This is a genomic window from Streptomyces sp. NPDC111520, assembly GCF_055635295.1.
Window position 1 is genome coordinate 15,139 of record NZ_JBVKBW010000036.1, and the last position, 24,447, is coordinate 39,585.

At 69.9% G+C, this 24,447-nt stretch carries 18 protein-coding genes and 2 pseudogenes; 14 read left to right on the top strand and 6 right to left on the bottom strand.

Translation table 11 applies throughout. The features are described from left to right. Window positions 1-95 precede the first annotated feature (95 nt). From ACZ7MY_RS41385 to ACZ7MY_RS41405, 5 genes are all read left to right on the top strand, one after another. A complete protein-coding gene (locus ACZ7MY_RS41385; protein ID WP_499611153.1) occupies window positions 96-446 on the top strand; it encodes a hypothetical protein in 351 nt (116 codons plus the stop codon). Then, window positions 443-2,518, top strand: a complete 2,076-nt coding sequence (locus ACZ7MY_RS41390; protein WP_499611155.1) for a DEAD/DEAH box helicase family protein — start codon at window positions 443-445, stop codon at window positions 2,516-2,518. The genes ACZ7MY_RS41385 and ACZ7MY_RS41390 overlap by 4 nt, the downstream gene beginning before the upstream one ends. Continuing rightward, complete coding sequence (locus ACZ7MY_RS41395; RefSeq protein WP_499611156.1) at window positions 2,505-5,297, top strand: TerD family protein; 2,793 nt, start codon at window positions 2,505-2,507, stop codon at window positions 5,295-5,297. The genes ACZ7MY_RS41390 and ACZ7MY_RS41395 overlap by 14 nt, the downstream gene beginning before the upstream one ends. Before the next feature lie 417 nt (window positions 5,298-5,714). Then, window positions 5,715-6,806: an ImmA/IrrE family metallo-endopeptidase gene (locus ACZ7MY_RS41400; protein ID WP_499611159.1), complete on the top strand. Its 1,092-nt coding sequence runs from the start codon at window positions 5,715-5,717 to the stop codon at window positions 6,804-6,806. Further along, window positions 6,803-7,969 carry a hypothetical protein gene (locus ACZ7MY_RS41405; protein WP_499611162.1) on the top strand — a complete coding sequence of 389 codons (1,167 nt, stop codon included), beginning with the start codon at window positions 6,803-6,805 and terminating at the stop codon, window positions 7,967-7,969. Before ACZ7MY_RS41400 ends, ACZ7MY_RS41405 begins: the two co-directional genes overlap by 4 nt. Window positions 7,970-7,977: 8 nt before the next feature. On the opposite strand, the gene ACZ7MY_RS41410 is transcribed toward ACZ7MY_RS41405, so the two are convergent. Together ACZ7MY_RS41410 and ACZ7MY_RS41415 are read right to left on the bottom strand one after the other, a co-directional pair. Continuing rightward, on the bottom strand, window positions 7,978-8,598 hold the full coding sequence (locus tag ACZ7MY_RS41410) for a hypothetical protein (protein ID WP_499611165.1): 621 nt from the start codon (window positions 8,596-8,598) through the stop codon (window positions 7,978-7,980). Window positions 8,599-9,627: 1,029 nt separating this feature from the next. Beyond that, complete coding sequence (locus ACZ7MY_RS41415) at window positions 9,628-10,881, bottom strand: serine hydrolase domain-containing protein (protein ID WP_499611168.1); 1,254 nt, start codon at window positions 10,879-10,881, stop codon at window positions 9,628-9,630. A gap of 277 nt (window positions 10,882-11,158) precedes the next feature. Between ACZ7MY_RS41415 and ACZ7MY_RS41420 the strand changes: the two genes are divergently transcribed. Then, the gene (locus tag ACZ7MY_RS41420) at window positions 11,159-11,962 is read left to right on the top strand and encodes an MIP/aquaporin family protein (RefSeq protein ID WP_499611171.1); all 804 of its coding nucleotides are present in this window, start codon (window positions 11,159-11,161) and stop codon (window positions 11,960-11,962) included. 29 nt (window positions 11,963-11,991) lie between these two features. Here the strand turns inward: ACZ7MY_RS41420 and ACZ7MY_RS41425 are convergent, their stop codons facing one another. Together ACZ7MY_RS41425 and ACZ7MY_RS41430 are read right to left on the bottom strand one after the other, a co-directional pair. After that, window positions 11,992-12,660 (bottom strand): response regulator, encoded by a 669-nt coding sequence (locus tag ACZ7MY_RS41425; protein WP_499611174.1) that lies wholly within the window; start codon window positions 12,658-12,660, stop codon window positions 11,992-11,994. Further along, window positions 12,629-13,912: a sensor histidine kinase gene (locus ACZ7MY_RS41430; RefSeq protein WP_499611177.1), complete on the bottom strand. Its 1,284-nt coding sequence runs from the start codon at window positions 13,910-13,912 to the stop codon at window positions 12,629-12,631. The genes ACZ7MY_RS41425 and ACZ7MY_RS41430 overlap by 32 nt, the downstream gene beginning before the upstream one ends. A 351-nt stretch (window positions 13,913-14,263) precedes the next feature. Here ACZ7MY_RS41430 and ACZ7MY_RS41435 point away from each other — a divergent pair, with 351 nt between their 5' ends. The 5 genes and pseudogenes from ACZ7MY_RS41435 to ACZ7MY_RS41455 form a co-directional block, all read left to right on the top strand. Then, window positions 14,264-16,369, top strand: coding sequence for an MMPL family transporter (locus tag ACZ7MY_RS41435; protein WP_499611179.1), 2,106 nt, complete (start codon window positions 14,264-14,266; stop codon window positions 16,367-16,369). A 110-nt stretch (window positions 16,370-16,479) separates the two neighbouring features. Beyond that, window positions 16,480-16,869, top strand: coding sequence for an STAS domain-containing protein (locus tag ACZ7MY_RS41440; RefSeq protein ID WP_499611182.1), 390 nt, complete (start codon window positions 16,480-16,482; stop codon window positions 16,867-16,869). A gap of 103 nt (window positions 16,870-16,972) precedes the next feature. Beyond that, window positions 16,973-17,326 carry a hypothetical protein gene (locus ACZ7MY_RS41445; RefSeq protein WP_499611184.1) on the top strand — a complete coding sequence of 118 codons (354 nt, stop codon included), beginning with the start codon at window positions 16,973-16,975 and terminating at the stop codon, window positions 17,324-17,326. Next, window positions 17,311-17,499 (top strand): annotated as a pseudogene (locus ACZ7MY_RS41450) (histidine phosphatase family protein); the annotation flags it as partial. The gene ACZ7MY_RS41445 and the pseudogene ACZ7MY_RS41450, both read left to right, overlap by 16 nt. A 100-nt stretch (window positions 17,500-17,599) precedes the next feature. Next, window positions 17,600-17,947 (top strand): annotated as a pseudogene (locus ACZ7MY_RS41455) (histidine phosphatase family protein); the annotation flags it as partial. A 4-nt stretch (window positions 17,948-17,951) separates the two neighbouring features. Here the strand turns inward: ACZ7MY_RS41455 and ACZ7MY_RS41460 are convergent. Together ACZ7MY_RS41460 and tal are read right to left on the bottom strand one after the other, a co-directional pair. Continuing rightward, a complete protein-coding gene (locus ACZ7MY_RS41460; RefSeq protein ID WP_499611187.1) occupies window positions 17,952-19,916 on the bottom strand; it encodes an ATP-binding protein in 1,965 nt (654 codons plus the stop codon). A 131-nt stretch (window positions 19,917-20,047) separates the two neighbouring features. Further along, window positions 20,048-21,154, bottom strand: coding sequence for a transaldolase (gene tal / locus ACZ7MY_RS41465; RefSeq protein ID WP_499611188.1), 1,107 nt, complete (start codon window positions 21,152-21,154; stop codon window positions 20,048-20,050). Window positions 21,155-21,385: 231 nt separating this feature from the next. Here tal and ACZ7MY_RS41470 point away from each other — a divergent pair, with 231 nt between their 5' ends. From ACZ7MY_RS41470 to ACZ7MY_RS41480, 3 genes are all read left to right on the top strand, one after another. After that, the gene (locus ACZ7MY_RS41470; RefSeq protein ID WP_499611190.1) at window positions 21,386-22,243 is read left to right on the top strand and encodes an aquaporin; all 858 of its coding nucleotides are present in this window, start codon (window positions 21,386-21,388) and stop codon (window positions 22,241-22,243) included. A 120-nt stretch (window positions 22,244-22,363) separates the two neighbouring features. Continuing rightward, complete coding sequence (locus ACZ7MY_RS41475; protein ID WP_499611192.1) at window positions 22,364-23,620, top strand: YbfB/YjiJ family MFS transporter; 1,257 nt, start codon at window positions 22,364-22,366, stop codon at window positions 23,618-23,620. A gap of 28 nt (window positions 23,621-23,648) precedes the next feature. Next, on the top strand, window positions 23,649-24,071 hold the full coding sequence (locus ACZ7MY_RS41480) for a universal stress protein (protein WP_499611195.1): 423 nt from the start codon (window positions 23,649-23,651) through the stop codon (window positions 24,069-24,071). Window positions 24,072-24,447: the final 376 nt, after the last annotated feature.

Below are 24,447 nucleotides of genomic sequence, written 5' to 3' on the forward strand. Positions count from 1 at the left end.
GGTCGCCCGCCATCCGGCACGCATCAGCCGGCCGTGAAAGCGGGCAGGACATGGTGCGTTGTACCTGGGAGGCGTTGGAGCTTCCCGGTACGGCGATGGACTACCACTTCGTGATGCAGCAGGCCGTGGAGCGTCTGTGGTCCGGGAGGCGCCAGGTGCCTGCTGGTCTGGAGTCTCTGGAGGTGTTCGCGCGGTTGGATCTGGCCTTGGCCGAGGCTGCTCCTGAGGCTGTGTCGTTCCAGAACACTGCGGGTCCTGTGACGTTCGTGCGGATCACGTCAGTAGGCCGGCTGATTACGTTGCTGGAACGGGAAGGGGCCTTCGCCGAAGCGCTGGAGTTGGCGCACCGGATGGGCCGCTTTGAGCAGCTGGCGGATGTCGCCGCTCGTCTGCGGGACAAGACGGCTGCTCTGGAGGCAGAACAGTGGGGGAAGGGCGCCATATGACGCACGCGCTGGAGCAGTTGATCGGGTCGACCTCCTATCTGGAGCAGGCTTTCGTGCGGTGGATCTTGGCTCCGGCGGCGGACGGCGGGATCGCCACTCGGGTACGCGGGCAGCATCCGGTCGCGGTCGACGGACGCACCTACCGGCTGGACTATCTGATCTCGGGGGCGGCGGTTCAGATCGCTGTAGAGCTCGACGGGTTCGCCTTTCACAGCGACCGGGCCGCGTTCACTTACGACCGGCTGCGGCAGAACGACCTGGCGGCGGCCGGACTGACCGTACTGAGGTTCTCCTATGACGCAGTGCGGCTAGACACGGCGCGCTGTGTCCAGCAGTTGCAAGCACTGCTCCTCACCGATCCTTTGCTGGCTTCGTTCGTCATTGCCGACCCCGATGTTGCCGTGCCGGTCATGGATGGGGATCCGATGCGGGCGGCAGACCTCCCTGTTGGTGTCGCCGAACGCGGCGGGGATGTTTTTGCTGCCATCCGGGAGCAGCTGGACCGGGAGCCGTTGCGTCAGTGCCAGCAGGAAGCGTTGTCTGCGCTGGTGAACTACTACGCCAGTGGTGGCCAGCATGCGGCCACCGTGATGGCGGTCGGTGCGGGCAAGACCGCCCTGGGTGTGGCCGCATCGCTGTCCTTCACGCGGCGGCGAGCGCTGGTGGTGACACCGGGCAGTGTCATCCGCGGGACCTTCGCCAAAGCCTTGGACCCCACAGTGCCGGGGAATGTGATCTACGGCCTGGAGAAGGGACCGCTGCTGCCAGGTTGCCGGCCCCCGAGGACGCTGGTGCTGGACCGGGACGAGGCTCCCATCCGCTCGGTGACGCGTGCCCAGCTGCTTGAGGCAGACATCTTGGTCACCAACTTCCACTCGCTGGGCACCGGAGAGGACCCGGAGCATCTGCTGGCCAAGCTGAGCCCCGATGATGTCGACTTCATCGTCGTCGACGAGGCACACATCGCCGCCTCGCAGTCCTACCAGCGGCTGTTCGCACACTTCCCCCAAGCGCGCACGCTGTTGATGTCTGCTTGTTTCCAGCGGCTGGACGGTAAGCCGATCGCTGCGGATGTGGTGTACCGGTACCGGCTGGTGGACTCGATCGCCGACGGGACCGCGAAGAATCTGCGGGTTCACCGGTTCGCGCCGCACTCCGCGGCAACGGTGTACGAGATCGTCTGGCCGGACGGACGGCGGGAGGAGATCGTCGGCCGGGATGCTTTGCTGGAAGCCATCGGGGACGAGCGCAAACTGGCCTACATCACAGCGAAGTCCGAGGAGCCGATTCGGCAGGTCATGCGGGTGACCAAAGCGTGCCTGGATGCTCAGACCACTTTGCTGGACCCCATCAAGCCCCGGGTGCTGTTCGCGGCGCTGGGCCAGCGACACGCGGAGCAGATCGCCCGGGTCGCTGAGGAGTACGGCATTCCGTGTGCCACCTTGCATCACTCGATGACGGCGAACGCCATCGCGCGGACCCGGGAGCGGTTCGAGTCCCCGTCCGGTGACCTGCAGGGCATTGTGCAGCTGAAGATGCTCGGCCAGGGGTACGACTTCCCCCCGATCACCGTCGTGGTGCCCCTGCGTCCCTATGGCAGTTTCAGCGAGTTCTATCAGTTCGTCGGTCGGGGGATTCGGATCCTGTCGCATCCGGCGCTGACCGGCCGCGTCACCCCGGACAAGCAGTACCTGGATCTGGTCTGCCATGCCGAACTCGGTTTGGAGAGCCACCTGGACGTGATCTGCGCCGAGAACGACATGGATGCCGCGCTCGTCCAAGACACGGCCATCGCAGCCCCTGACGAGGGTCCTGCCCCGGCAGCGGAACTGCCGGGCATCAGTGAACGAGACGGCCACGCTGCGGAGCGCTTCGAGGCGTTCGTGCTGTTCGAGCGTGGGCGCGTGGAGGAACGCATCGTGCACGACGCCGACCGGGTAGAAGCCCGGCGGGCGGAGCGGGAACTGGCCGCTCTGGCGCAGCGGTACGCGGAGTATGCGCAGCGCACCGCGCAGCCGGCGACGTTCGAGCAGTTCGTCTCGGTGCTTCGGAGTGCCCGTGCGGAACGCTGAGCAATTCTGGTGGCGTCCGGTGCCGCAGCTTCCCGTGGTCGATGCGTTGGCTCTGGAGGTCGCTGCGGGCGCCGATGAACGCTTCGCGGACGTCGATGCCCTGGCGGGCCGTGTCCTCCAGGCAGCGCTGCAGGGCGAGATCACTGCCGCGGTGACACCTGGTCCGGCAGGGATCAAGGATTCCGACACACTCACGGTGCCGGGGTTGTCCGAGCGGGAGCGGGCGTTCGTCGAGCAAACGTACGCGGCAAGCGCTCAGCAGGAACGAGGTGCCTGGTATCTACCGGAACGGGCACTGATCAAGGTGGGCGCCGTGAATCTGCCCGGCCTCGTGCGCCGTCGGCCCGGGCATGCGGTCACGTTGGCCGGAGATGACGCGGCGCGGCTGCGGCTGGCCGGCCAAGCCGATGCAGTGCTGTTGTGGGCGCTGCTCATCCCGCTGTTCGAGACGCTGGTGGAGCCGGTCCGGGTGCGGGCTGCGGGCCCGGAGGGAACGCCAGCCGAGCAGCAAGCGCTGTGGGCCGGCATCAAGGCCCGCTACGAGGCCTTGGGTGTTGATGCGGACGCAGTCTTGGCGCGCTTCCGCTTCGGTGGCGGCTGGGGGCGTCTGGACCGTGCGGGTCAGCAGGAGGCCCGCATCCGGTTGCTTGACGTGCTGGCGCAGATGGATCCGGTGGCTCTTGCCGCCCGTCATCGGATGCTCTGCTTGCAGGCGATGGTCTCCGCGTTCGCCAAGAAGGCCAAGGACGGCACGCCACTGGCCCGCAAGGTGCTCACCCGCGCCCTGCAGCCGGTGTTGTCGGCCTACTTCGGCGGGGACTGGCTGTCGGCCTTGGACTATCTGCAGGCGCCGCCCAATCCCGCCGAAGAGATCATCACCACGCTTCCCGAGCCCCGCCTGTACGTCGGAGTGTCCGCGCAGGCGGCATCGGTCGCCGCCGAGCAGGGGCTGCCTGTGGACGAGGTCCACGCGATGCTGGCCGCGTTCCTGGGGCAGCCGACGTCTTTGTCGCCCGTCGAGGAGCGCGTCACTGCACTACAAAGGTGGTGGCGGGCCTTCGACGAGGTCCATACCCGGCAGGCCCCCGGGATGCGGCCCCTTTGGGGCCTGGTCGACGAGGGCACCGTGATGTCCGTCAATGCCCAGGGGCCGATACCCCGGCTGTATCGCGATGTCCTGCCCGGTGAGGTCACCGCCGAGGTCGACCGACTGTGGGAAGCAGTGACACTGCCACGGTGGCCGAAGAACATCGTCACCCAGCCGCATCCGCACAAGCTCATGGCCCAGGCTTTCGGGCCGGCGGCAGAGTTCTGGCACGGCGTGGCACTCACGGCCTGGTACGTCTGTGAGGGGCCCTACTCGCGCACCTCAGTGGAGGGCCTGCCCGACTACTACCACCGTCAGCTGGCCGCCCTGTCCGCACTAGGGACGCCCATCGACCAAACTCTGTTCAAGGACCTCCAGGCCGCCGAGCACCTCTTGGGGCCCGAGCAGCCGATCTACGAGACCGACGACGGCACGACCACAGAAGACGACGAATTCACGTTCACCATCCGCAACAGCATCGGCACCCGCCGGGATGGCTTTCACCACCTGCGCGACATCATCACCCGCCACCGCCGCGCCTGGGCTGAGACCCATCTGGACAGCTATCTCGACTCACGCTGGCGCACCGCCCTTCATGACGTGGCCCGTACCTTCCACCGCACCGTAGCGACGAAGGGCAAGCCCCCCACCCTGGTGCAGTTCGCCAAGTTCGGCAGCGAAGCGGCCAACCACTGGTGCGGCGGGGACCTGAGCGCGCTCTATACGGCCCTCGGCGAACGCTGCCCCGCCTCCCAGCAACGCGTCCGGCTGCTACCCGGCGACGCGTACGAGTTCGCCCGAACCGTGTTCACTCGCCTCGGCGGACAGCCCATCGAATACGACACGGCCGCTCACCACCCCGACCTGTACCACCGCCTATGGGCGGTGTTCCGCCTGACAGCCGAAAGCCTGCGCTTTGTGCAGCTCTACGAAGCCCTGGGCGAACCGCCCACGGCACAGCAGTTCGGCGCCCACCGCCTGACCTGGCCCTGGGACGGCGGCGAGGAAGAAGGATGGCCCGCCTACCAGGCACTCCTTGCCTCTCTCTGCTCCACACCGAGCAGCCCCCAGGCCCCCTCGGTACCAGAACCGCCGGAGGCCACCCGCCCCGAGGAAGTCTCAACGCCAATGCCCGAACCGGCCGGCTCCCTGCCGGTCGAAACGGTCCTCACCACGGGCCAAGACATCCTCCTCGGCTCCGCGACCGCGGTCGGCTCTATCAGCACCACCCTCACCTACCGCGGCGCCGAGACGGATCTATCCATCCTGCTGCTCGATGAAAGCAGCCGCGTACCCGACGACAAGCACTTCGCCTTCTACAACCAGACCACGACCGCAGACGACACCGTGCGCCTCCACCCGCCCGAGACCGTCTCCGCCTCCGCCTCCCGCCGGCAAACAGCAACAATCGACCTGAGCCGCCTACCAGCAAGCATCCACCGCATACTGCTCTGCCTCAGCCACGACACCGTGCAGGACCACGAGACCCCTACCGACCTAGCGATCATCGTGGCGTGCGACGGCAAGACCTGGAAGCTCACCCCCGATCCCAGCAGGCTCCTCCCCTGCCTGAGCATCATCAACATCACCCGCGACAACAAACACACACAATGGCAGCTACATGTCCTAGACCAGCACTGGCCCGGAGGCCTCGCCCAACTCGCCAGAGTCCACGGCATCACCATCGACTGAGCACAGCGCTGTCCTCCAGCGCCCGTAAGGCGTGGTCCTGCGTCACCACCAGGCGGGCTACAGGACGTGGTCGTTGGGGATCTCGCTAGCGGAAACGGCGGGGTTGGCGCTGCGCAGCACCTGAGGCCCGGACGGACGGAGCACCACACTCAGCCGTGCCGGTGACGACCCGGACTGCTGCAGGAACCCCGACGTCGGAACTCATCCGCTCCGACTGCGGGAACCCCTTCCGCCCTCGAGGACCTGCCGCACGCGCGCCGCCGCTGGAGGACAGGCCGGCCCTCCAAGCCGCTGCGGCTATGGGTATCGCCCGTGCGCACCGCCTCTCCCGCCCCACCAACCTCATCTGACACAGCGTCACATGTGCGGAATAATTCGGGCTACTCTTCGGAGAGTTGGATTGAGGTGATAGTCCGCGTGAACGAGATCGAAAGCGCACATCCCGCGATGCTCACCCTGGCGCGGGAGTCGCGAGAGATGACCCAGGCCGAGCTCGCCGACGCCATGGCCAAGGCCTCCGAGGAGGGAACGGCAGTCTCCCAGGGCTACGTCAGCCGTGCCGAGGCCGGGCGGCTGGCCGTGACGGGCGAGCGGCTTGACCTGTATGCGGCCGCTCTGGGCTATCCGCGGGAACTGCTGTGCCTGGACCCGCAGGTTCATGGGGTGGGGGTGGGGCTGGTGCATCATCGCAAGCGTGCGGCGCTGTCGGCGACGGCGCTGCGGCGTATCCACGCCGATCTGGCGTTGACTCGTTTGCAGGTCGACGGGCTGGCCGCGGCGGCTGGCGAGTCGGCCGTCGGAGGTTTCCCGTCGATCGCGCTGGACGCCCTGACGACACCGCAGGAGGTGGCCGGGCAGGTACGGAGTCACTGGGGGCTGGGTGCTGGGCCCGTCCCGGACGTCATCGCGGTCCATGAGGCGGGCGGCGCCGTCGTAGTGCTGCGTGACCTGGGCAGCGACCTGCTGGACGCCGTCAGTCAGTGGGACGGCACCATGCAGTCGCCGCTGGTCCTGATCAACGACCGGACGCCTGGCGATCGGTGCCGGTTCAGCCTCGCCCACGAGTTGGGGCACCTGGTGATGCATCACTCCCCCGGCTCCGGCCCCGAGCAGGAGAAGCAGGCCGACGCCTTCGCGTCCGCGTTCCTGATGCCCGCCGAGGACATACGGTCCGCCTTCATGGCAGGGGTGGACCTGGCCCGGCTGGCCGACCTCAAGCGGCACTGGCGTGTGTCGATGGCCGCGCTGCTGCGCCGGGCCAAGGACCTCAACGCCATCACCGAATGGCAGTACCGCAGCTCCGTGATCGAGATGTCCGCCCTGGGCTACCGCACCGCCGAGCCGGTCGCCCTGGAACCGGAGCGGCCACGCCGCCTGCCCGCGCTGGTGGAGGCCGGTGCCACCCGCACTGGCTCGCCCGAAGCACTCGCAGCGTGCGCCCACCTGCTCCCCGAGGACTTCACCGCCCGCTACGCCACTCCCCCGTCCCCGTCGAAGGCGAGGCCATGACCGACTCCCTGCCACCGCAGTCCATGCCCGACACGGCAGACCCGCCCGACCTTCCCGGCCCGGGACGGCTGGCAGGGCGGATGCTCCTGCAGCTGCACCCCTCCCGGATCCGGCACTTCAGCGCCCCGCTCGATCTGGGCCGCAGCGGCCTGGTCCTCACCGGCGACGGCGCCCTAGTCAAGGCCGGAGAGCTGCGCGCGGAGGGCTTCTCGGGGGCGCTGCTGGTCGACGAGGCGCGCTACACCACCGCTGCGGCCACCGCCGAGGAGCCGTTCCCGGGGCTGGACGAGGCGCCGCTGCAGCTTTTCGGCGACCCGTTGGAGGACATGCTCCAGGCCCAGTTGGTCTATGCCGATGCCGCGCTGGCGCCGACCGGCTACCTGCACCCGGAGGCGTCCGGGGCGCTGAAGGCGGCGGCCAAGCGGATCGGGGAGCTGAAGGATCCGCGGGTGGTGTTCACGGTTCCCATCGACGTCGGATGGCTGCGCCCGGACCCGGTCAAACAGCTGATTGCCGTGCTGAACGAGGTACCGGGCAGCAAGGCCCTGATGCTGGGCGGCCAGATGGATCCCCTCGGGCACTTCACCGGCGCCGTCGCCGGACTTGTTCAGGTCCTGTCCGAGGTGCCGCAGACCGCGCTGCTCCGCACGGACCTGGCCGCGTTCGGCGCACTCGCCCGCGGCGCCGCGTTCACCGCTTTCGGCGCCGACAGCAGCGTCCGCCACATCGTCCCGCCCGCCGAACGAGCTAAGACCAGCGGCGGGCCCTCCACGCCGCACGTGCTCTTCCCCGACCTGATGGCCTACTTCCTGGGCCAGACCATCGCCGACCGGTTCGCCGCAGCAGACGCCCCGGCCTGCGACTGCGCTGTGTGCGACGGTGCGCCTCTGGACCGCTTCACCAGCATGAAACAGCAGGTCCCAGCAGCCCGGCACAACGCCGCGGTGCTGATGGAGTGGCTCCACAACATGGACGCCGTCCAGCCAGCGGACCGGCCCGGATGGTGGCAGCAGCGCTGCCAGCACGCCGTGGAGCGCTACGCGTTCGTCAACGCCCAGCTCGATCAGCCCGACTTCGAGCCGCCCGCGCAGCTCAAGCGGTGGGCGAAGTTCCCCGGACCGTCCGCTCCCGCCACGGTGCCCGGCAGGACTCCGGCACCATAGAAGGAGCGCTACCTGAAGCGCTGATACAGCTCCTCGACGAACCGCCAGGCCGCAGCCGTATGGCGACGCGGCCGGTACGCCCGCGGCTCCAGCACCAGGTCCACCCCGCCGGCCGCGGGCGTGAAAACTCCGATGCCGTAGAACGCGGCCTCCATCAGCAGGTCCTCCCGCTCACCAGGTGCCACGTCGACTAGCAGAGCGCGGCGGCTGAACGGCGCGAACCGCCCGGCCCGCTTCAGCCCGTCCTTCCATCTGCCCGGCGAGGAACGGATCACGACCAGATCCACCGCCAGCGGCCGCACAGCCTTCCGCGTCACTTCACCGTCCCGGAAGGCCGCCGCCCCGTGCGGCAGAGCATCCACCGCAGCCCGCAACGGACCGGGCAGCGACCCGAGCGGTACCGGCAGACCCACCGGCAGCTGCAGCAACGTCTCCAGCGCTTCCATCCGATCCAGCCGCCCGGCGTCCTCGGCATCCCGACGTTGCCATTCAGCCTCATCGCGCCGGTAGAAGATCAGGGCATCGCTGCCCTTCACCGACAACGCGGCAGCCAGCGCCCCCTCCCCCAGCAGCGCCGCCGACGCCGCCCGCACGAGGACCTGCGCCTGCACACCCGCCACTGCCGCCATAGGTCCCACCCTGCCCCATCAGGAGCCTGGCAGTACGCCCAGCCCCGAACTTTCCCCCTCCGGTGGCACAGATCCTCGTCCGCACAGGCGCACCACGACCTGGCGACCCCGTCCGGCCGCCCCTCCGCATCAGCTGCATCACTACTGGGTACAACTGCCGCACATCGCAGGCCGCATCGCCGGACTGCACCCGGGGGGACAGGGGGGTCTAACCATCTGAAGCCTCTGACGCGGACGGTCAGGCGCGAGACTCAACCCGTGGCTCCGAGCCTCACCGTCCATTAACGAGCGCGCACCACCACGAAGCAAAACTTCTTCGATGACCGCCTCTGGCCCTTCGGCCATCATTAGATCCTCCGCGCCCTCGAGCCGCCGCCGCACGAACCAGGTCCTGCCGAGGCCGAACGCAGCCCCACGCCATGGATTTCCCAGTGATCGCGGAAACACTTGACCTCACGGTTCGCCTCGCCTAGGCCCGTCCCAGGCCAACCGCGTCGACCCCCGTGCGCCGCCTGGCCGCCGCCTGTATACGCGCGGTCAACTGCGAACGCCCCATCTCAATGCGAGCGTCCGCAGCGACCAGTCGGTAGGGGAAGGACGTTGTGTGGCGCAGCCCTACAACCTCTGCGGCCTCGCCGGGCACGGGAGCCGGGTGCTCAGGTCGCAGTACACCGAGCGAAAGAGGTGGCTGAGGAGATCTGTTGCGCATGCTTCTTCTTCTCTTCACCGACAACAAGGCGATCTGGATCTCCGCTGGCCAGCCAACGCGTGCACGTCGCCCACCGAACCCATGGCCACGGACATCCGGTGCACAGCACAACTCGCCTTGGTAGCGACTCGCCGGCCGCTTACTGCTCCCGGCCGAAACCTCGGTGCATCGCCAACCAATGTGCCCGACGCAACGGCCTCGCCTCAGAGCGGGTCGCAGAGCTCAGCCGCGCTCGGCATGCGCTGGGCCTGAGTGCAGCGGTCCGGTTCCGTAGGAGCGCTATTGGCGATGCGGTGGCCCCGTTGCGCGGCGAGGTGGGGTCAGTGTCGCTGTGCAGCGCTGTCGGGCTTGGGCGGCTGTATGTCGAAGACGTTTTTCGGTGTGACGATGTTGGTGATGGCCTTGCCGAACAAGGTGGTGGGCGACTGCCCTTGGTGGCGGATGTCGCTGGTGGTGTGCACGATGAGAGTGGCCTTGGCGGTCGGCAGGTACACCATCAGTGACTGGTAGCCCGGCAGCGAGCCGTTGTGGCCGATCCATCCGTGGTTGTTGAACACGCCCAGGCCGTAGCCCACACCCGGCATGCCTGTGGGCAGCATCTTCATGCGCTGGGCCTGGGTTCCGTGCTTGAGCAGGGTGCCCTTGGCGAGCATGGGTGCCCAGCGCTGGAGGTCGCTGAGGTTGGAGAGCATTGCTCCAGCGGCCCCGGCGGAGGAGGGGCTCCAGTGCGTGGCGTCCGCCACCGAGCCGTTGCTTGTCTGGTCGGTGTAGCCGTGGGCGTGGGGGGCGGGGAATTCGGCGCCCTTGGGGTAGAAGGTGTGCTTGAGATGCGTCGGGGTCAGTATGTGCTGGTTGAGGTAGCGGCTCAGTGACTGGCCGCTGACCTTCTCGACCACCTTGCCCAGCAGCAGGTAGTTGGTGTTGGCGTACTGGAATTTGCTGCCGGGGGCGGCCTGCGCCGGGTGCCGGAAGGCGTAGGAGAGCAGCTCGTCTGCCGTCCACTGCCGGTGGGGGTCGGCCACGTACGCCTTGATCCAGTCTTCGTCGGCCATGTATTCGAACAGTCCGCTTCGCATCTCCATCAGGTGACGGAGCGTGATGTGACGGCCCTGCGGGACACCTCGTACGTAGCGGGAGATCGGGTCGTCCAGGCGTACCTTCTTCTGGTCGACCAGCTGCAGTACGGCGGTGGCGGTGAAGGTCTTGGTCAGGCTGCCGACGCGCATGTTGAAGCCGGGGCGCATGGGGGTGATGGTGTTCTTCTGGGCGGTGCCGAAGGCGCGTGTGTAGGTTCCCTTGCCGGGGATCGTCACGCCTACGGTCACACCGGGCGTCTTGGTCTGGTGCAGGACCTGGGTGATGGCGCGGTCGAGTTGCGCGCGTACCGCGGGGGTCAGCGCTCGTGCGGTGGAGGCCGAGGACTGGGTCTTTGCGGCGGCGGTGGTCGGGTGCGTCGTGGAGCTCAGGGCTTGTGCGGTGGGGCTGGCTGCAAGGACTGCGCCGGCGGCCAGAACGGCACCGAGGGTGGTGGCCCTGCGTCGGTCGCGGCGGGGGGTCACGGTGGTGTGGGGCATGTGGTGCGCTCTTCCTTCGTGGGGTGGCCCGGTTCGGTCGCCGGGTGTGCTTCCAGCCTCGTGTGAGCTTGGTGCTTGAGCCTCTGTCCCAGGAGCGGTTTGGGATCTCCTCCTCAGGGATGAGCCGGAGCGCGTCTCCTCAGTGAGGTGGGGGTTGGTCGGTGTGGCCCTCGTGCACTCGGCTGGATGACCTGGGGTGGTGTCTGCTTGCGTGCCTCGGTGTATCGGCCCTGCCAGGCACGTACTGTCCGAGGGCTGTGTCGTATGGGGAGCTGCCATGGGTGCTGCTGAGACGTCCGCTGGTGCGCGGGAGCAGGATCCGCGTCCGAGATGGTTGGATGTCGTCATCGAGTTCGGGCTGACGACGGTCCTGGTGTTCTGTGCCGTCACCGGTGTCCGTTGGCTGGTGGTGGCCGACTCGCCGTTGGTCGTCGCTGATGCGGCAGGGGCGGCGGCTGCCAATGGGTTGTTCATCGGGATCGTGCTGGTGGTGCTGATCAAGTCGCCGCCGGGGCGCCGTTCGGGTGCTCATATGAATCCGGCGATCAGCGTGGCGTTGTGGCTGATGGGGGTGTTTCCCGGGCGGTGGGTGGCGGCTTACGCGTGTGCGCAGCTTGCGGGGTCGGTGGCGGGGACCGCGTTGGGGCGGGTGGTGTGGGGGCCGGTGTTGTCCGGTGCGTCTGTGCGGTATGCGGCGGTGCGCCCGGGGGCGGCGTGGAGTACTTGGGGGGTCGCCGCTGCCGAGTGCGTGTGCCTGGTCGTGGTGGTGGTGTTGGTGGGGTTCTTCCTGGCGCGTCCGTCCTTGAGCCGGTTGCTGCCCTACGCTGTCGGGGCTGTGACGGCGGTCATTATCGCGGTGCTGAGCGAGCACAGTGGTGCCTCGGTGAACCCCTCGCGGCAGTTGGGTCCGGCTGTGTTCGCCGGCGAGATGGGGTTGTTGTGGGTCTATCTGCTCGCCCCGGTGATCGGGGCAGTGGCCGGCGCGGGCGTGCACCGACTGCTGCGGTGCTGCCTGCGCGTTCCCGGGCCGTGCACCTACCGGCTGTGCGGTGACGAAGAAGCCGGTGCACCCGGCCGTTGAGGTTGCCTGCGCGGGGGCCCTGAGGCCAGTCAACGTTCGGCTGTGGGGGCCACCAGGCCGGCGTCGTAGGCGAGAATGACGGCTTGGACGCGGTCGCGGAGGTCGAATTTCTCCAGGATGTGGGCGACGTGGGTCTTCACGGTGGCTTCGCTGACGACGAGTTCGGCGGCGATCTCGGCGTTCGACAGGCCCCGGGTGAGGGCCCGCAGCACGTCCAGTTCGCGGCCGGTCAGCCGGTTCAGGCTGGGCGGTGTGCTGTGGGGCCGGTCGTCGAGGCGGGCGAAGCGGTCAAGGAGGCGGCGGGTGACGCGCGGGGCGATCACGGCTTCGCCGGAGGCGACGACGCGGATGGCGTCGATGAGGGAGGCGGCCGGTCCGTCTTTGACGAGGAAGCCGCTGGCGCCGGCGCGCAGCGCGTCGACGACGTGTTCGTCGAGATCGAAGGTGGTGAGGATGATGACTTTGGCGGCGAGCCCCGATCCCACGATCGTGCGGGTGGCCTCGACGCCGTCCATCCTGGGCATGCGGATGTCCATCAGGACGACGTCGGGCTGCAGGGCTCGGGCGTCCTCGACGGCGGCTGACCCGTCGCCTGACTCGCCGACGACGTTGAGATCCGGCTCGGCCTCCAGGATGAACCGGAACCCGGTGCGGATCATCGGCTGGTCATCGACGAGCAGCACGCGTATCGGCGTCATGCTGCACCGTTCCTTCCTCGGTTTCGGCGCTTTGTTCCGGTCCTGGGGCGGGGACGATGGCCTGGACGCAGAAGCCGCCGCCTGCGCGTGGGCCGATGTCCAGCCGGCCGCCGACGGCTGAGATCCGCTCGCGCATGCCGACCAGTCCGTGGCCGCCGGCCGCCTGCGCGGCCGTTGCGAGGCCGGTGTCCGCTCCGCGGCCGTCGTCGGTGACGGTGACGATGAGTTCCTGGGGCTGCCAGTTAAGGGTGAGCGCGGCGCGGGTGTGTCCGGCGTGTTTGAGGGTGTTGGTCAGCGCCTCCTGCACTACGCGGTAGACCGTGAGCTCGGTTCCGGCGGGCAGCGGGCGGGGGGTGCCCAGGGTGGTGGACTCCACGCGCAGGCCCGCGTCGCCGACTGCCGCCACGAGTGCGGGGATCTCGTCGATGTGCGGCTGCGGAGGACGCCGGGCGGGTTCGGCGTCCTCGTCGGTGCGCAGGACATCCAACAGTCGGCGCAATTCCACCACGGTGGCCCTGCCGGTCTGCTCCACACCTGCGTGAAGCTCGCGGGCCTTGTCGGGGTCGCGGTCCAGCACGCGGTCGGCGGCGATGGTCTGCACGACCATCAAGCTGACGTTGTGCGCGACGATGTCGTGCAGTTCGCGGGCGATCCGGGCGCGTTCTTGGGCTACCGCGGCCCGCGCATTGGCGGCCTTCTCCCGCTCGGCGGCGGCGGCACGCTCCACGATGTCCGCAGCGATCGCACGCCGGGCTCGGGCGAGTTCGCCCAGCGCCCATGCCGCGACCAGCAGGACGTTCATCGTGACCGCTGCGGAGGCCCGGTATCCCGGGGCCAGCTCGATCTCGGCCAGGCTGGTGGCCAGGACCACCCCCGCCAGCAGCATGAAGGAGCACGACCGGCACACGCGCAGCGCGGTCAGGAACACCGTCGCGGCCACGGCCAGGTGGACAGGCCCGATCGACACGCCGTGCGCGCCAACCGGCTGGGGTATGTAGGCCATACCCTGCAGGGCCGCGGCCGCGAGCGCAACTACCACGAGTACGGGAACCGGCCACCGGCGGTGCACGATCAAGGGCAGGCCGGTGAGGAGCGCGAGCACGATCCCGAGGGCGGGGGCCCCCGGTGCTCCGGGTCGCGTCAAGGTGGTGACCGTCGTCGACAGGGATCCCAGCGCGAGCATGACCGCGAGCGCCGTGTCTACCACGGCGCTGGGCACTTTACGCCTGGCGATCGTGTCGAAGAAGGTCATAGATCCACGGTAGACCGGGCCGGTCGGCGCCACCCTCGGCCGTGATCGCGAGATATCTGCGGCGGTGTCGTCCGTAGCGGTGTCATCCGTGCGAATGAGCCGACCGCCCGTGGCGGGGGTGCAGTCCTCGTTCCCGAGGCCGAGAGCCGTACCGCCCTCCCCCGCCATGATGAGCGGCGAGTTCCGCTTCCCGGCCGACCGTTTGGCGCTGAGGCGGCCGAAGGCTGGACGCAGTGGCTGCCGCGGGGTGCGGGAGCCGTCTTTGGCCCCGCGAAGGGAACTTCCGTGTTCGATCGTCTTGGCGGTGCCGTCACCCGGCGGCCCGTCCTCGTCATCCTCGCCTGGGCGGCGGTGCTGCTGGCCCTGACCGGTGTGGGCGTCGGTTATGCCGGCGCCCATCACTGGAACGACACCAACGACACACGTCAGAGCAGCGGCCTGCCCGCCGAGTACGAGTCGGCCAGGGCCCAGCACATCGCCGACCGGGCTTTCGGCAAGCCCGATGACCGGGGCACGGCCACCCTGGTCCTGACCCGGGCCGACGACCGTCCGTTGAGCCGGGCCGATGTGGCGAGCGCGAAGCGGCTGGTGGAGCAGCTGGACCGCAACGCCGCGCAGCGTACGCACCCGGCTGCTGTCCGTGTCACCACCGGGCCGGGTCAGCTGTCGCCGGACCGCACGGTGCTGCTGGCCCAGGCCGTGTTCGACAAGCCTGCGGACGATCAGCGGGCGCAGAAGGCAGCGACCGACCTGGACCGGGACGTCACCAAGGCGACCGAGAGCACCCCGCTGCGGGGCCACCTGACGGGTGAGGCCGCGGCAATGGCCGATGACGCCCGGATGAGCGCCATCGTCATGTACGCCATGATCGCCGTGGTGTTCGTGCTGCTGATCGCGCTGTTTCGGAGTCTGCTGATCGCGGTCCTGAGCTTGGTAACGATCGCCTTGGTCGGTTTCGGCGTGACCGGGCTGCTCACCATCGGTGCCCACCTCGCCGGTGTGGAGGTCGGCAAGACGGCCACCGAACTGCTGCCGGTGGTGCTCTTCGGCGTGGGCACGGACTACATCATCTTCCTGCTCTACCGCTACCGCGAGCGGCTGCGCACCGGAGCCGGTCACCGCGGCGCGATGGCCGGCGGCGTGGGCAGGGTGGGCGAAGCGGTGGTCTCCTCGGCTTTGGCGGTCGCGGTGTCCTTTGTGGCGCTGCTCGCCTCGCAGATGCCGGACTTTAGGGTGCTGGGCCCGGCGCTGGGAGTGTCCGTCCTGGTGATGCTGCTGGCGTCGCTGACGCTGGTTCCCGCCCTCTTCACGGTCCTGGGCAAGCGGCTGTCGCGCAGGGCGTCCTGGCGGCGCGCGCCTGCGCTGCGTGTGACGGGGCCGGTAGCTGATCTCGTGGCGCGGCGCCCGGCGGCCGTGGCGGGTGCCGCGACGCTGCTGCTGGCGGCGCTGGCCTCGTTCGCCTTCGGCTACAAGGCCGACTACGACCAGTCTCCGTACCAGAAGGGAAGCCACGCCGCCCAGGGCTATGCCGAGCTGAAGTCGGCGTTCCCCGAGGGCGTGCTCACTCCGACGCAGGTAATGGTGACCGCCGAGAAGGGCACGCTCACCGCCGGCCGGCTCGCACCGTACACGGCCCGGCTGGCGCACCTGCCGGACGTGGGCGATGCCCGTGTCGTGCGGGTGTCCGACGACGCCAGGGTGGCGCAGATCGACATGGCGCTGGTCATCAACCCGACTGGCACCCAGGCGCTGCGGGTGCACGACGAGGTGCTTGCGCCCAAGGCCCGGGCCTTGGCCCCGCCCGGCACCTCTGTCGCCGTGGGGGGCCTGACCGCGGCGTACGCCGACACCAGCAAGGTCGTGAGCCACGACCTGCGGCTGATCATCCCGATCGCCGCGGTGGCGATCGGGGTGATCCTGCTGGTCACGCTGCGGGCGGTGCTCGCCCCGCTGTATCTGATGGCGGCGGTCGGCCTGGGCTTCGCGGCGACGCTCGGCTCGGCGGTGCTGCTGTTCCAGCACCTGCAGCACAAGCCGGGGGTCACCTTCACCGTGCCGCTGATCGTCTACCTGTTCGTCGCGTCGATCGGTACCGACTACAACATTTTGATGATCGCCCGGCTCCGCGAGGAACTGTTGCGCGGGGCGAGTCCTCGGGAGGCGGCCCGCTACGCGGTCACCCACGCCGGCCCGTCGGTCGCGGCCGCCGGGATCATCTTGGCTGCCAGCTTCGGCGTCCTGGGCTTCAGCAGCTCCACGGCGTCTGTCGGGCTGCCGGTGGCCATGGGGGTTGTCCTGGCCACCTTCGTCACGTCGTGGCTGCTGATACCGGCGCTGACAGCCCTGGTGGGGCACCGGGCGTTCTGGCCCTCGCGCACCGGACAGGGCCGCTCCACGGGCGGAGAGCACCGGCGTGTCATCCCTGCGGAGCATCAGGAGATTAGCTCGCCGGACTGATGGCCTGCGGCAGTCCAGAACGGATTGTGGATCCAACTGGCCGTGCGCGAGCGCAGATTCCGCCCTCATCACCGCGTTACCTGCGGCTTACTGTCGAAAGAAGTCCCGTCATGACCCCGGTCACCGTCCCGCACCTGATGTCGGACCCGTCGGATCTGCCGCCTGGGCAGCCGATTCGTCCCGATGCGCTCGTGACGATCGCTGCGCAGCGTGACCGGGGGCATGTACTGCTGCAGGTGTGCGGCGAGCTCGATGTGGCTGGGGCGCCCCGGCTTTACCGGGTGCTGCAGGGCTGCGCGGAGCGAGGTGAGCACATCAGCGTGGATTTGCGGAACGTGCGGTTCGTCGACTGCTCGGGTCTGCGGCCCCTGGTGTCGGCTGCGGCCCTCGCCGAACGTCAGGGCCGCTGCTTCACCCTTGCGGCGGTTTCGGCTCCGGTACGCCGTGTGCTGGAGCTGACCGGGTTGACCCGGCTGCTGGACCAGGGCACGGGGGCCTGATCGGGGTTTTCCGTGCAGCGCAAGGGCGGTGCAAACCGATGGCGGATCGTGGTATCGGGTGGTTCCGGCCGGTACTGCCCGCCCCTGGTGCTCAAGGAGAGTCATGGGCTGTGCCGCACGGCACCGCAGCCGCCGCCGTGTACTCGGCCGGGCGATGCGATTGCTGCGCCGGCTGCTGCCGGTGCTGGGGATCACCGTGCTCTGTGCCGTCCTGCCATCCATGGCCAGCGACCCGCATACCGCACGCGAGGCCGCCTCGCCCACGGCGCAGCTGGATCAGCTGATCACGCCCGTCGCCCTCGGCCTGCTGGCCGTGACCTTCGGGGTGTTCGAACTCGGCGTGCTGCGGGTGGGATCGGGCCCGGCACGGCGCGCCGGGCCCGAGCGGGCGGTGACCCGCCGGTGCAGGCCGGGCCGTGAGGAAGCAGAGAGGAAGAGGGCATGGCCGGGCAGCTGATCCTGGCGCGGCACGCCGAGACCGACTGGAATGGCGGGCGGCGCTACTACGACGGGCCGCAGGATCCGCCGCTGAACGCCGCCGGGCAGTGCCAGGCACGTGGCTTGCGCCCGCACCTGGCCGGCCGCCACTGGGTGCGGATGCTGTGCAGCCCCGCCGCGCGTGCCCGCGCAACGGCGCGGCTCGCCGGGCTGATGCCGGACATCGACCCAGAGTTGGCCGAGTGGAGCTACGCAGCGGGAGCGCCGAGCAGGGCACGATGGTGCACGCGTCGAGGAGGACTGCGAGGTGGCACCGTGCAGGCACGGTCTGTGGAATCACGCGTTGCGTTCGGCGGACTGCCACGGCGAGTGCCTGCGCGAGGTGACCGCCCGGGCGGAGCGGGTCCTGGCGGGGCTCGCACGGGACGTCGAGGTCGGCGGTGACGTCGTCCTCGTCTCGCACGGCAACCTCATCAGGCTGATGGCCACCCGCTGGCTGGGCCTGCCGCCAGCCGTCGTGCCGCGGCTGACCCAGGCCACGGTCTCGGTCAGTGTGATGGGTGACTGGAACGGCAGGCGCGCCGTGCTGGCGTGGAACGTGATGCCCGAGGTGTTCTCCACGCCGGCCGCCGCCTGGTGAGCCGTCAGCCCACGAGCCGGGCCGGGGGTGCGCCGCAGTGGGCACATCCGCGGGTCGTGCGTGAGGCATGCAGTACGGCCCTGACCGGCGCCGGTACGGCGGTTGTCAGCGCGGTGTGCACCAGGGGTGTGTCGAAGAGGAGTTCGTCGCCGTCGGCTGTGAGCAGCCGAGCTCGCAGTGCGGTCTCCACGTGTGCGGCGGCGTCCCGTTCGTCTATGCCGCTGATTTCGATGGCGTCACCCGGGTGGAACCGGGGACCCAGGAGTGCTGCGTAGCGCAGGAACTTCGCGGTCTGGTGCCCGGCTCGGTCCACCAGGGCGAGGGCGGCCTGTACAGGGGCGGCCGGTAGTTGCTCGCGTGCGGTGAGGTCGGCGCCAGTGGCGGCCGCGCGCAAGGTTTCGGTGACCAGGCCGGGGCGCCCGCCGGTGAGCCGGTGCACTTGGTCCGCAACGCTGGACAGTCCGCGGCGGCGGGCCAGTTCCCTGACGTCGGTCACGGGGAGCGGTTGCAGGCTCAGGTGTTGGGTGAACTCGCCGGGCAGCAGCGTGGTGGTGTCCTGCTCGCCGTGTTCGGTGCCGACGGTGAGCAGCACCATGATGCGGTGGGGCAGGTCGGCGGTGGCAGCGGCGCGTCCGATAGCGTCCAGACTTGCCTGGTCGGCGTGCTGGGCGTCGTCGAGGGCGAGTAGGACCGGGCGGTGGGCGGAGATACGCCAGATGAATGTCGCGACCGCGTCGAGAGCCGGGGCCGGGGCGGGTACGTGAGGGGAGCCGGCGGCGCGGCAGCCGTCGTCGAGCAGGACATCGAGCTCGGGCAGCAGCGCGCGCAGGGGACGTTCGAGACCGGCCGCGGCAGCACGGACTTCCTGCGGCGGGGCGATCAGGCAGTAGTCGCGTACGGCGGTGACCAGCGCGCCGTCGTGGGGTGCCTGGCTGGGTGCGGGGTGTGTGGCGGTCAGTGCGAGGGCGCCATGGTCTTCCACGTGCCGGCTGAACGCCGCCATCAGGGCGGTCTTGCCCATGCCCGGCGCGCCTTGAACGACGACCCCGGCCGGGCGTCCGGCGAGGGCGATACGCCAGGCCTTGTGCAACTGCAGCAATTCGGCCTCGCGTCCTGCCAGCCGGCCGGACGGCACAGCAGCGGCCGGGCCGGGCCGGATCGGTGGGCGGGCCAGCAGGCACATCGTCTGGCCCCCGCGCAGTATCGCCTCGTGCAGGGCGGTGGTCCGTGCATCGGGGTCGGTGCCCAGGTCGGCGCGGAGCCGGTGGCGGAGCCGGTCGAAGGTGCGCAGTGCCGCACCGGCCGATCCTTGGCCGTACTGCGCGGCCATCAGTGCCCGCCAGGCAGGTTCGTCGTAGGGGTCGACAGCGATGGCGGTGCCAGCCACGTCGGCGCAGCGACGATGGTCGCCGAGGCGGGCGGCGGCGAGCCAGGCGGCCTCGCGGGTGCGGCGCAGTTGCCGGTCGACGGCACGGACCAGTTCCTCGGTCCACTCCGGGGCGGGGAATTCCTCCAGTGGCTGGCCGGTGGTCAGCAGGTCGAGCGCGCGGCGCACGGCGACGTCAGCGAGGGATGTCTCCCCCGCGCCCAGGTGACGTTCGGCGACCTGGGTCAGCCGGGTTGCCTCATCCAGGTCGACCTGCCAGGCGGTGGTGTCCAGACGGTAGCCCGAACCCACGCGCTCCAGGCAGGGACCGGTGATCCTGCGTAGCCGGCTGATCAGTGAGGCGACGGTCTGCTCCGCTGCGGGGGGCTGGTCCTGCGGCCACAGGACTTCGGTGATCTCGCCCAGGGCGACCACCCGGTTGCGGCGGACGGCGAGCAGGGCCAGCAGCAGGACGGCCCTGCCCCGGGGGATCGTGGGCCTGCGTTCGGCTGACGGGTCGGTCAGCTCCAGAGGGCCGATCAACCGCAGGCGGATCGGGCCGGCGGCGCGGGCCTGGGCGAGTGCGCTGGTCAGGGATGGCATAGGAGGGCTTCCTGTATGCGTGCGGACGGCGGGACGTGGCCGCCCGCGCCCAACGGTCGGTCGTGCGGGGCGTGCGCGCCACCGGCCGGTGGGACCCACTTCCCACGGATCGGGCCACCGGGGGTTTCCCGTCAGCGGACTTCCTCCAGTGCGCCGCGGACGGTCTTGCGCACGTCCAGCCAGGCGTCGGTGAACTGCCGCAGGCCCTGTTCCTCCAGCTCGCGGGTCACCTGGTCGTAGTCGATTCCCGCGGCAGCCAGCTTGCGCAGCACGATCACCGACTCGCCGTACAGGTCGCGCAGGTCGTGGTTGATGACCGCGTGGTCGGCGACCGCGTCCAAGGTCGCCTGCGGCATGGTGCTGACCGTGCCGGGTGCCACCAGGCCGGTGACGTAGCGGGTGTCGTCATACGCGGGGTTCTTGGTGCCGGTGCTGGCCCACAGCGGCTTTTGTGGCCGGGCGCCCAGTGCCTGCAGCCGCTGCCAGTGTTCGCAGGCCATCTCCTGCTCGTAGATCCGGTAGGCCAAGCGGGCACTGGCGAGTGCGACTTGTCCTTGCAGGGCGGCGGCCTGGGGGCCGCCGAGGGTGGCGAGCCGCGCGTCGGTGGCGGTGTCGAGGCGGGAGACGAAGAAGGACGCGACAGAGGCAATGCCTCCCAGGTCGAGGCCGCCTGCCAGGGCAGCGCGCAGGCCGCGCGCGTAGGCGTGCAGTACGTCCTGGTAGCGGGTGAGGCTGAACAGCAGGGTCATGTTGACGCTGATACCGAGCGCGGTGGCGCGAGTGAGGGCCTCCAGCCCTGCTGCGGTCGCCGGGATCTTGACCAGGACGTTGGGCCGGTCCACGCGGATCCGCAGTTCCTGCGCCTGCGCGACGGTGGCCGCCGCGTCGTGGGCGAGCCGCGGGTCGACTTCGATCGACACGTGGCCATCGCTGCCCGCGGTACGCCGGTAGACCGGCATCAGCAGGTCGCAGGCGCGACGGACGTCAGTGGTGGTGACCGTCAGCAACGCTCCGTCGACGTCCGCGCCGCGCCGCGCCAGTTCGCCCAGCTGCGCCTTGTAGGCGTCGTTGCCGTCCATGGCGTTGCGGAAGATCGTCGGGTTGGTGGTGACGCCGGTGACCCGGCGGCCCGTGATCTGCTGCTCGAGCTTCCCGGAGTCCAGGTCCCGGCGGTCGAGGTGGTCCAGCCAGACCGCAACGCCGTGGTCGGTGAGCCGGTGCAGGACGTCGTCGTTCATCTGTTCCTCCCGCACGGCGGGCCGGTCGCGGCCGCCGCTTCGTTCGTGGGGTCGCTGACCCGCTTCCAGGCTGACGGCCGCATTTGCACGGGACTTGCAGACCGCGCATCAGGCGGCTCGTGCAACGGCCCTGCAAATGCGGGGCGGATCGTTGAAGGAGCGGTCGGCTCCCGGCGGGGCCCGCCCCGGTAAACGGGCCCCGCCTGGTCACACATCGCCAGGAGGAACGGCATGGGCGCAACGGCGCCGGACACGCAGGAGGCCCCCGACGTGGCAGCGCCGCTACCGGGCCAGGAGGGACCCGGGACCAGCGGGGCGCACCGGCCGACGTGGCGGGCATGGCTGGCCGAGTTCGCAGCGACCACCGTTTTGCTCTTCGTCATGGCAACCTTGTTCCGGTGGCTGGCCGACCCGGCAAGTCCGCTCGCTCAAGCGGTCCCTGCAGGCAGCGGGCGTGTGGTGGTGGGCGGCGTCGTCAGCGGTGCAACCGTGGCGCTGCTGATCGCCTCGCCGTTCGGGTCGCGTTCGGGTGCGCACATGAATCCCGCCGTCTCCGTTGCGTTTTGGCTGATGGGAGCCCTACCCGGCCGCGATCTGGCTGGCTACGCGACGGCACAACTGGCCGGATCCGTGGTGGGCGTCGCGGCGGGGCGGGGGGTATGGGGGCCTGCGCTGGCCGGGCCAGAGGCAGGTTTCGCAGCTGTCAGGGCGGCCGAAGGGATCCCTGCCGTAGTTGTGTTCGCAGCCGAAGCCGCGGCCACCGCGCTACTGCTGGACGCAGTCACCTTCGTCTCCGCCCGGCCTGGCCCGTCCTGGCGTGTCCCGGTGGTGGCCGGTGCGGTCGTCACGGTGCTGATCTGGCTGACCGGCACCTGGGCCGGCGGCAGTTTCAACCCGGCCCGGCAGTTCGGCCCGCAACTGCTGTCCGGCGACACACGGTGGCTGTGGGTGTACGCCCTGGCGCCACTGGCCACAGCAGTGGCCTTCGGTGCCATCCGCTCCCGGCTGCCCAGCGCACCCCCGCTGCCCCCGGTGCTGCCCCCAGCACCGCGATGGCCTGTTTCGAGGGTCAGTGGTCCCCTTCGGTAGGTATCGGCCCGTACGGGGGACGGGTTGAAGCCCCCATCAGGCGCTCCTCGCGCCCCCTGCCGCCGGGTGTCAGTCGCGGCAGGGCTCTACGTCCCCCTTCGTTCCACGGGAGAGTGTGCAATGACCCAGACCACGGCCCGGACACGGGCAGCGGTACCCGAACCACTCATCGCGCTCGGCCTGGCGGCCGGGCCAGTGGTGGCGCTCGGCTTCACCCGGTTCGCGTACGCGCTGCTCCTGCCCGCCATGCGCGAGACGCTGAACTGGAGTTACGCGGCCGCCGGGGCCATGAACACCGCCAACGCCCTGGGTTACATTCTCGGTGCGGGCAGCGCGGCCTGGTGGTCGCGCCGGTTCGGCGCCCGCCGGGTCTTCGTGTGGGGCATGGTGATCAGTGCTGCGGCGCTGCTGGCCTCGGCCACCACCGGAGGCTTCGCCGCGCTGTCGGTGTTCCGCTTCGTCGGCGGTCTAGCCACCGCGGCGACTTTCGTCGTCGGCTCCGCGCTCGCCTCGCGGGTCCACACCGGCGGCAAACAGGCCCGCTCGGCCATGATGGTCGGCACCTACATGGCCGGCGTCGGTATCGGCGTCGTCCTGTCGGGTGTCGTGGTGCCCTCGGCACTGACCGCTTGGGGTGCCTCCGGCTGGCAGGGTGGATGGCTACTCATGGGCGTCCTGGCATTGCTCGCCACCGGTCCGGCAGCGTGGGCGTCACGGCGTGTCCCGGCCGCCCCCGCAGCAGCGGCCCACAGGGAGCATGCGAACCTGCGGTTTCTGACCCCGGTCTTCGCCTGGTACGTGCTGTTCGGCGCCGGCTACGTCTCGTACATGACGTTCGTCATCGCCTTGCTGCACAGCCAGGGCATGGGGACCTGGTCCACCGCAGCGTTCTTCATCGTGCTCGGCGTTGCCTCGGCCGCAGCGACGTTGCTGGTCTGGGGCCGAGTGATCGGCCGACTGAGGGGCGGCCTGGCCCCGGCGGCGGTCTCCGTAGTGGTGCTGGTCGGTGTGCTGCCTGTCCTGCTGTGGCACGGCCAGATCGCCGCGATCATCTCGGCGGTGATCTTCGGCGGCAGCTTCATGGCCGGCCCCACTGCGGTGACCGTCATCGCCCGGCGGATGCTGCCCCCGCACGCTTGGACCTCGGGCATCGCCCTGCTGACGGTCGCGTTCAGCGTCGGCCAGGCGGTCGGCCCGCTGATCTCCGGCATGATGTCCGATTCCTCCGGCGGCATCGCCAAGGGGCTGTGGCTGTCGGTGATCCTGCTCGCCGTCTCCGCCGCCGTCGCCTTGGTCCAGCGCGAGCGAACCCACATCGCCCAGCCGCACCACGACCAGAGCGCCGCACCGGCCGTCCAGGCCGCCCCGGGCCGTTGACCGCCGAACCCGAACGAGGAGTTCCCGTATGTACCGCCGCATCATGGTCGCCGTCGACAACAGCAACGCCGACGACCGCTTGGTCCTGACCGCCACCGAACTGGCCGCCCTCACCGCCGCGTCGGTCCGCGTCTTGCACGTCGACCCCTCGGACGTCGTCTACGACACCGTCGTCGACATGGAGGACGACACGACCGCCCACAGGGTCCTCGACGACGCCGTGGCAACGGTGCGCCGAAGTGGCGTCCAGGCCGACGGCGAGCTCGTCGACGGCCTCCTGTCCGACGTCGCGAAGACCATCGCCGACGCCGCTCGCAGGTACGACGCCGACTTGATCGTTCTCGGCCCGCACCCGCGTACCCGTCTGGGGGCATGGTTCTCGCCGCGGATCACCGATGCGGTCATACACGCCACGCAAATCGCCGTACTGCTGGTCCCCGGCAAGCAGTGACATGCCCGGCCCCTTCCACGAGCTCCCCGCCCAGGGCACCACACCCGGTCACGACGCCCGGCGGGGTATCCGACCCGGCGTGAGTACCTGCGTCCCCTGAGCGGTCCCACGACGCCGGCAGGCCCGCAAACCCACCCCCGGCCGCCCGTCCGCATCCGGCTGCGGACGGGCGGCAGACCCTGGGCCTTGCGGGCCTGCCGACGTCCATCACAGCGCAGGCCCGTGTGCTGCGCGATGAAGGTGCAACGCACGCGAACCGTGCCGCAGCAGATGCCGATGAGCGCACCCCGCACCTGGCGCTGTCCGCCCCCCTGCCAGCCTGCTGCCCGTCCCAGGCCGGCGATGTGGGCCGGGCACCGCGCCCAGCCCGCCCCGA

Coding starts and splice junctions, on each gene's coding strand:
- ACZ7MY_RS41390 (WP_499611155.1), top strand. CDS start 443: ATGACGCACGCGCTGGAGCAGTTGATCGGGTCGACCTCCTATCTGGAG.
- ACZ7MY_RS41480 (WP_499611195.1), top strand. CDS start 23,649: ATGTACCGCCGCATCATGGTCGCCGTCGACAACAGCAACGCCGACGAC.
- ACZ7MY_RS41385 (WP_499611153.1), top strand. CDS start 96: ATGGACTACCACTTCGTGATGCAGCAGGCCGTGGAGCGTCTGTGGTCC.
- ACZ7MY_RS41415 (WP_499611168.1), bottom strand. CDS start 10,881: ATGCCCCACACCACCGTGACCCCCCGCCGCGACCGACGCAGGGCCACC.
- ACZ7MY_RS41420 (WP_499611171.1), top strand. CDS start 11,159: ATGGGTGCTGCTGAGACGTCCGCTGGTGCGCGGGAGCAGGATCCGCGT.
- ACZ7MY_RS41475 (WP_499611192.1), top strand. CDS start 22,364: ATGACCCAGACCACGGCCCGGACACGGGCAGCGGTACCCGAACCACTC.
- ACZ7MY_RS41425 (WP_499611174.1), bottom strand. CDS start 12,660: ATGACGCCGATACGCGTGCTGCTCGTCGATGACCAGCCGATGATCCGC.
- ACZ7MY_RS41410 (WP_499611165.1), bottom strand. CDS start 8,598: ATGGCGGCAGTGGCGGGTGTGCAGGCGCAGGTCCTCGTGCGGGCGGCG.
- ACZ7MY_RS41430 (WP_499611177.1), bottom strand. CDS start 13,912: ATGACCTTCTTCGACACGATCGCCAGGCGTAAAGTGCCCAGCGCCGTG.
- ACZ7MY_RS41470 (WP_499611190.1), top strand. CDS start 21,386: ATGGGCGCAACGGCGCCGGACACGCAGGAGGCCCCCGACGTGGCAGCG.
- ACZ7MY_RS41460 (WP_499611187.1), bottom strand. CDS start 19,916: ATGCCATCCCTGACCAGCGCACTCGCCCAGGCCCGCGCCGCCGGCCCG.
- ACZ7MY_RS41405 (WP_499611162.1), top strand. CDS start 6,803: ATGACCGACTCCCTGCCACCGCAGTCCATGCCCGACACGGCAGACCCG.
- tal (WP_499611188.1), bottom strand. CDS start 21,154: ATGAACGACGACGTCCTGCACCGGCTCACCGACCACGGCGTTGCGGTC.
- ACZ7MY_RS41440 (WP_499611182.1), top strand. CDS start 16,480: ATGACCCCGGTCACCGTCCCGCACCTGATGTCGGACCCGTCGGATCTG.
- ACZ7MY_RS41445 (WP_499611184.1), top strand. CDS start 16,973: ATGGGCTGTGCCGCACGGCACCGCAGCCGCCGCCGTGTACTCGGCCGG.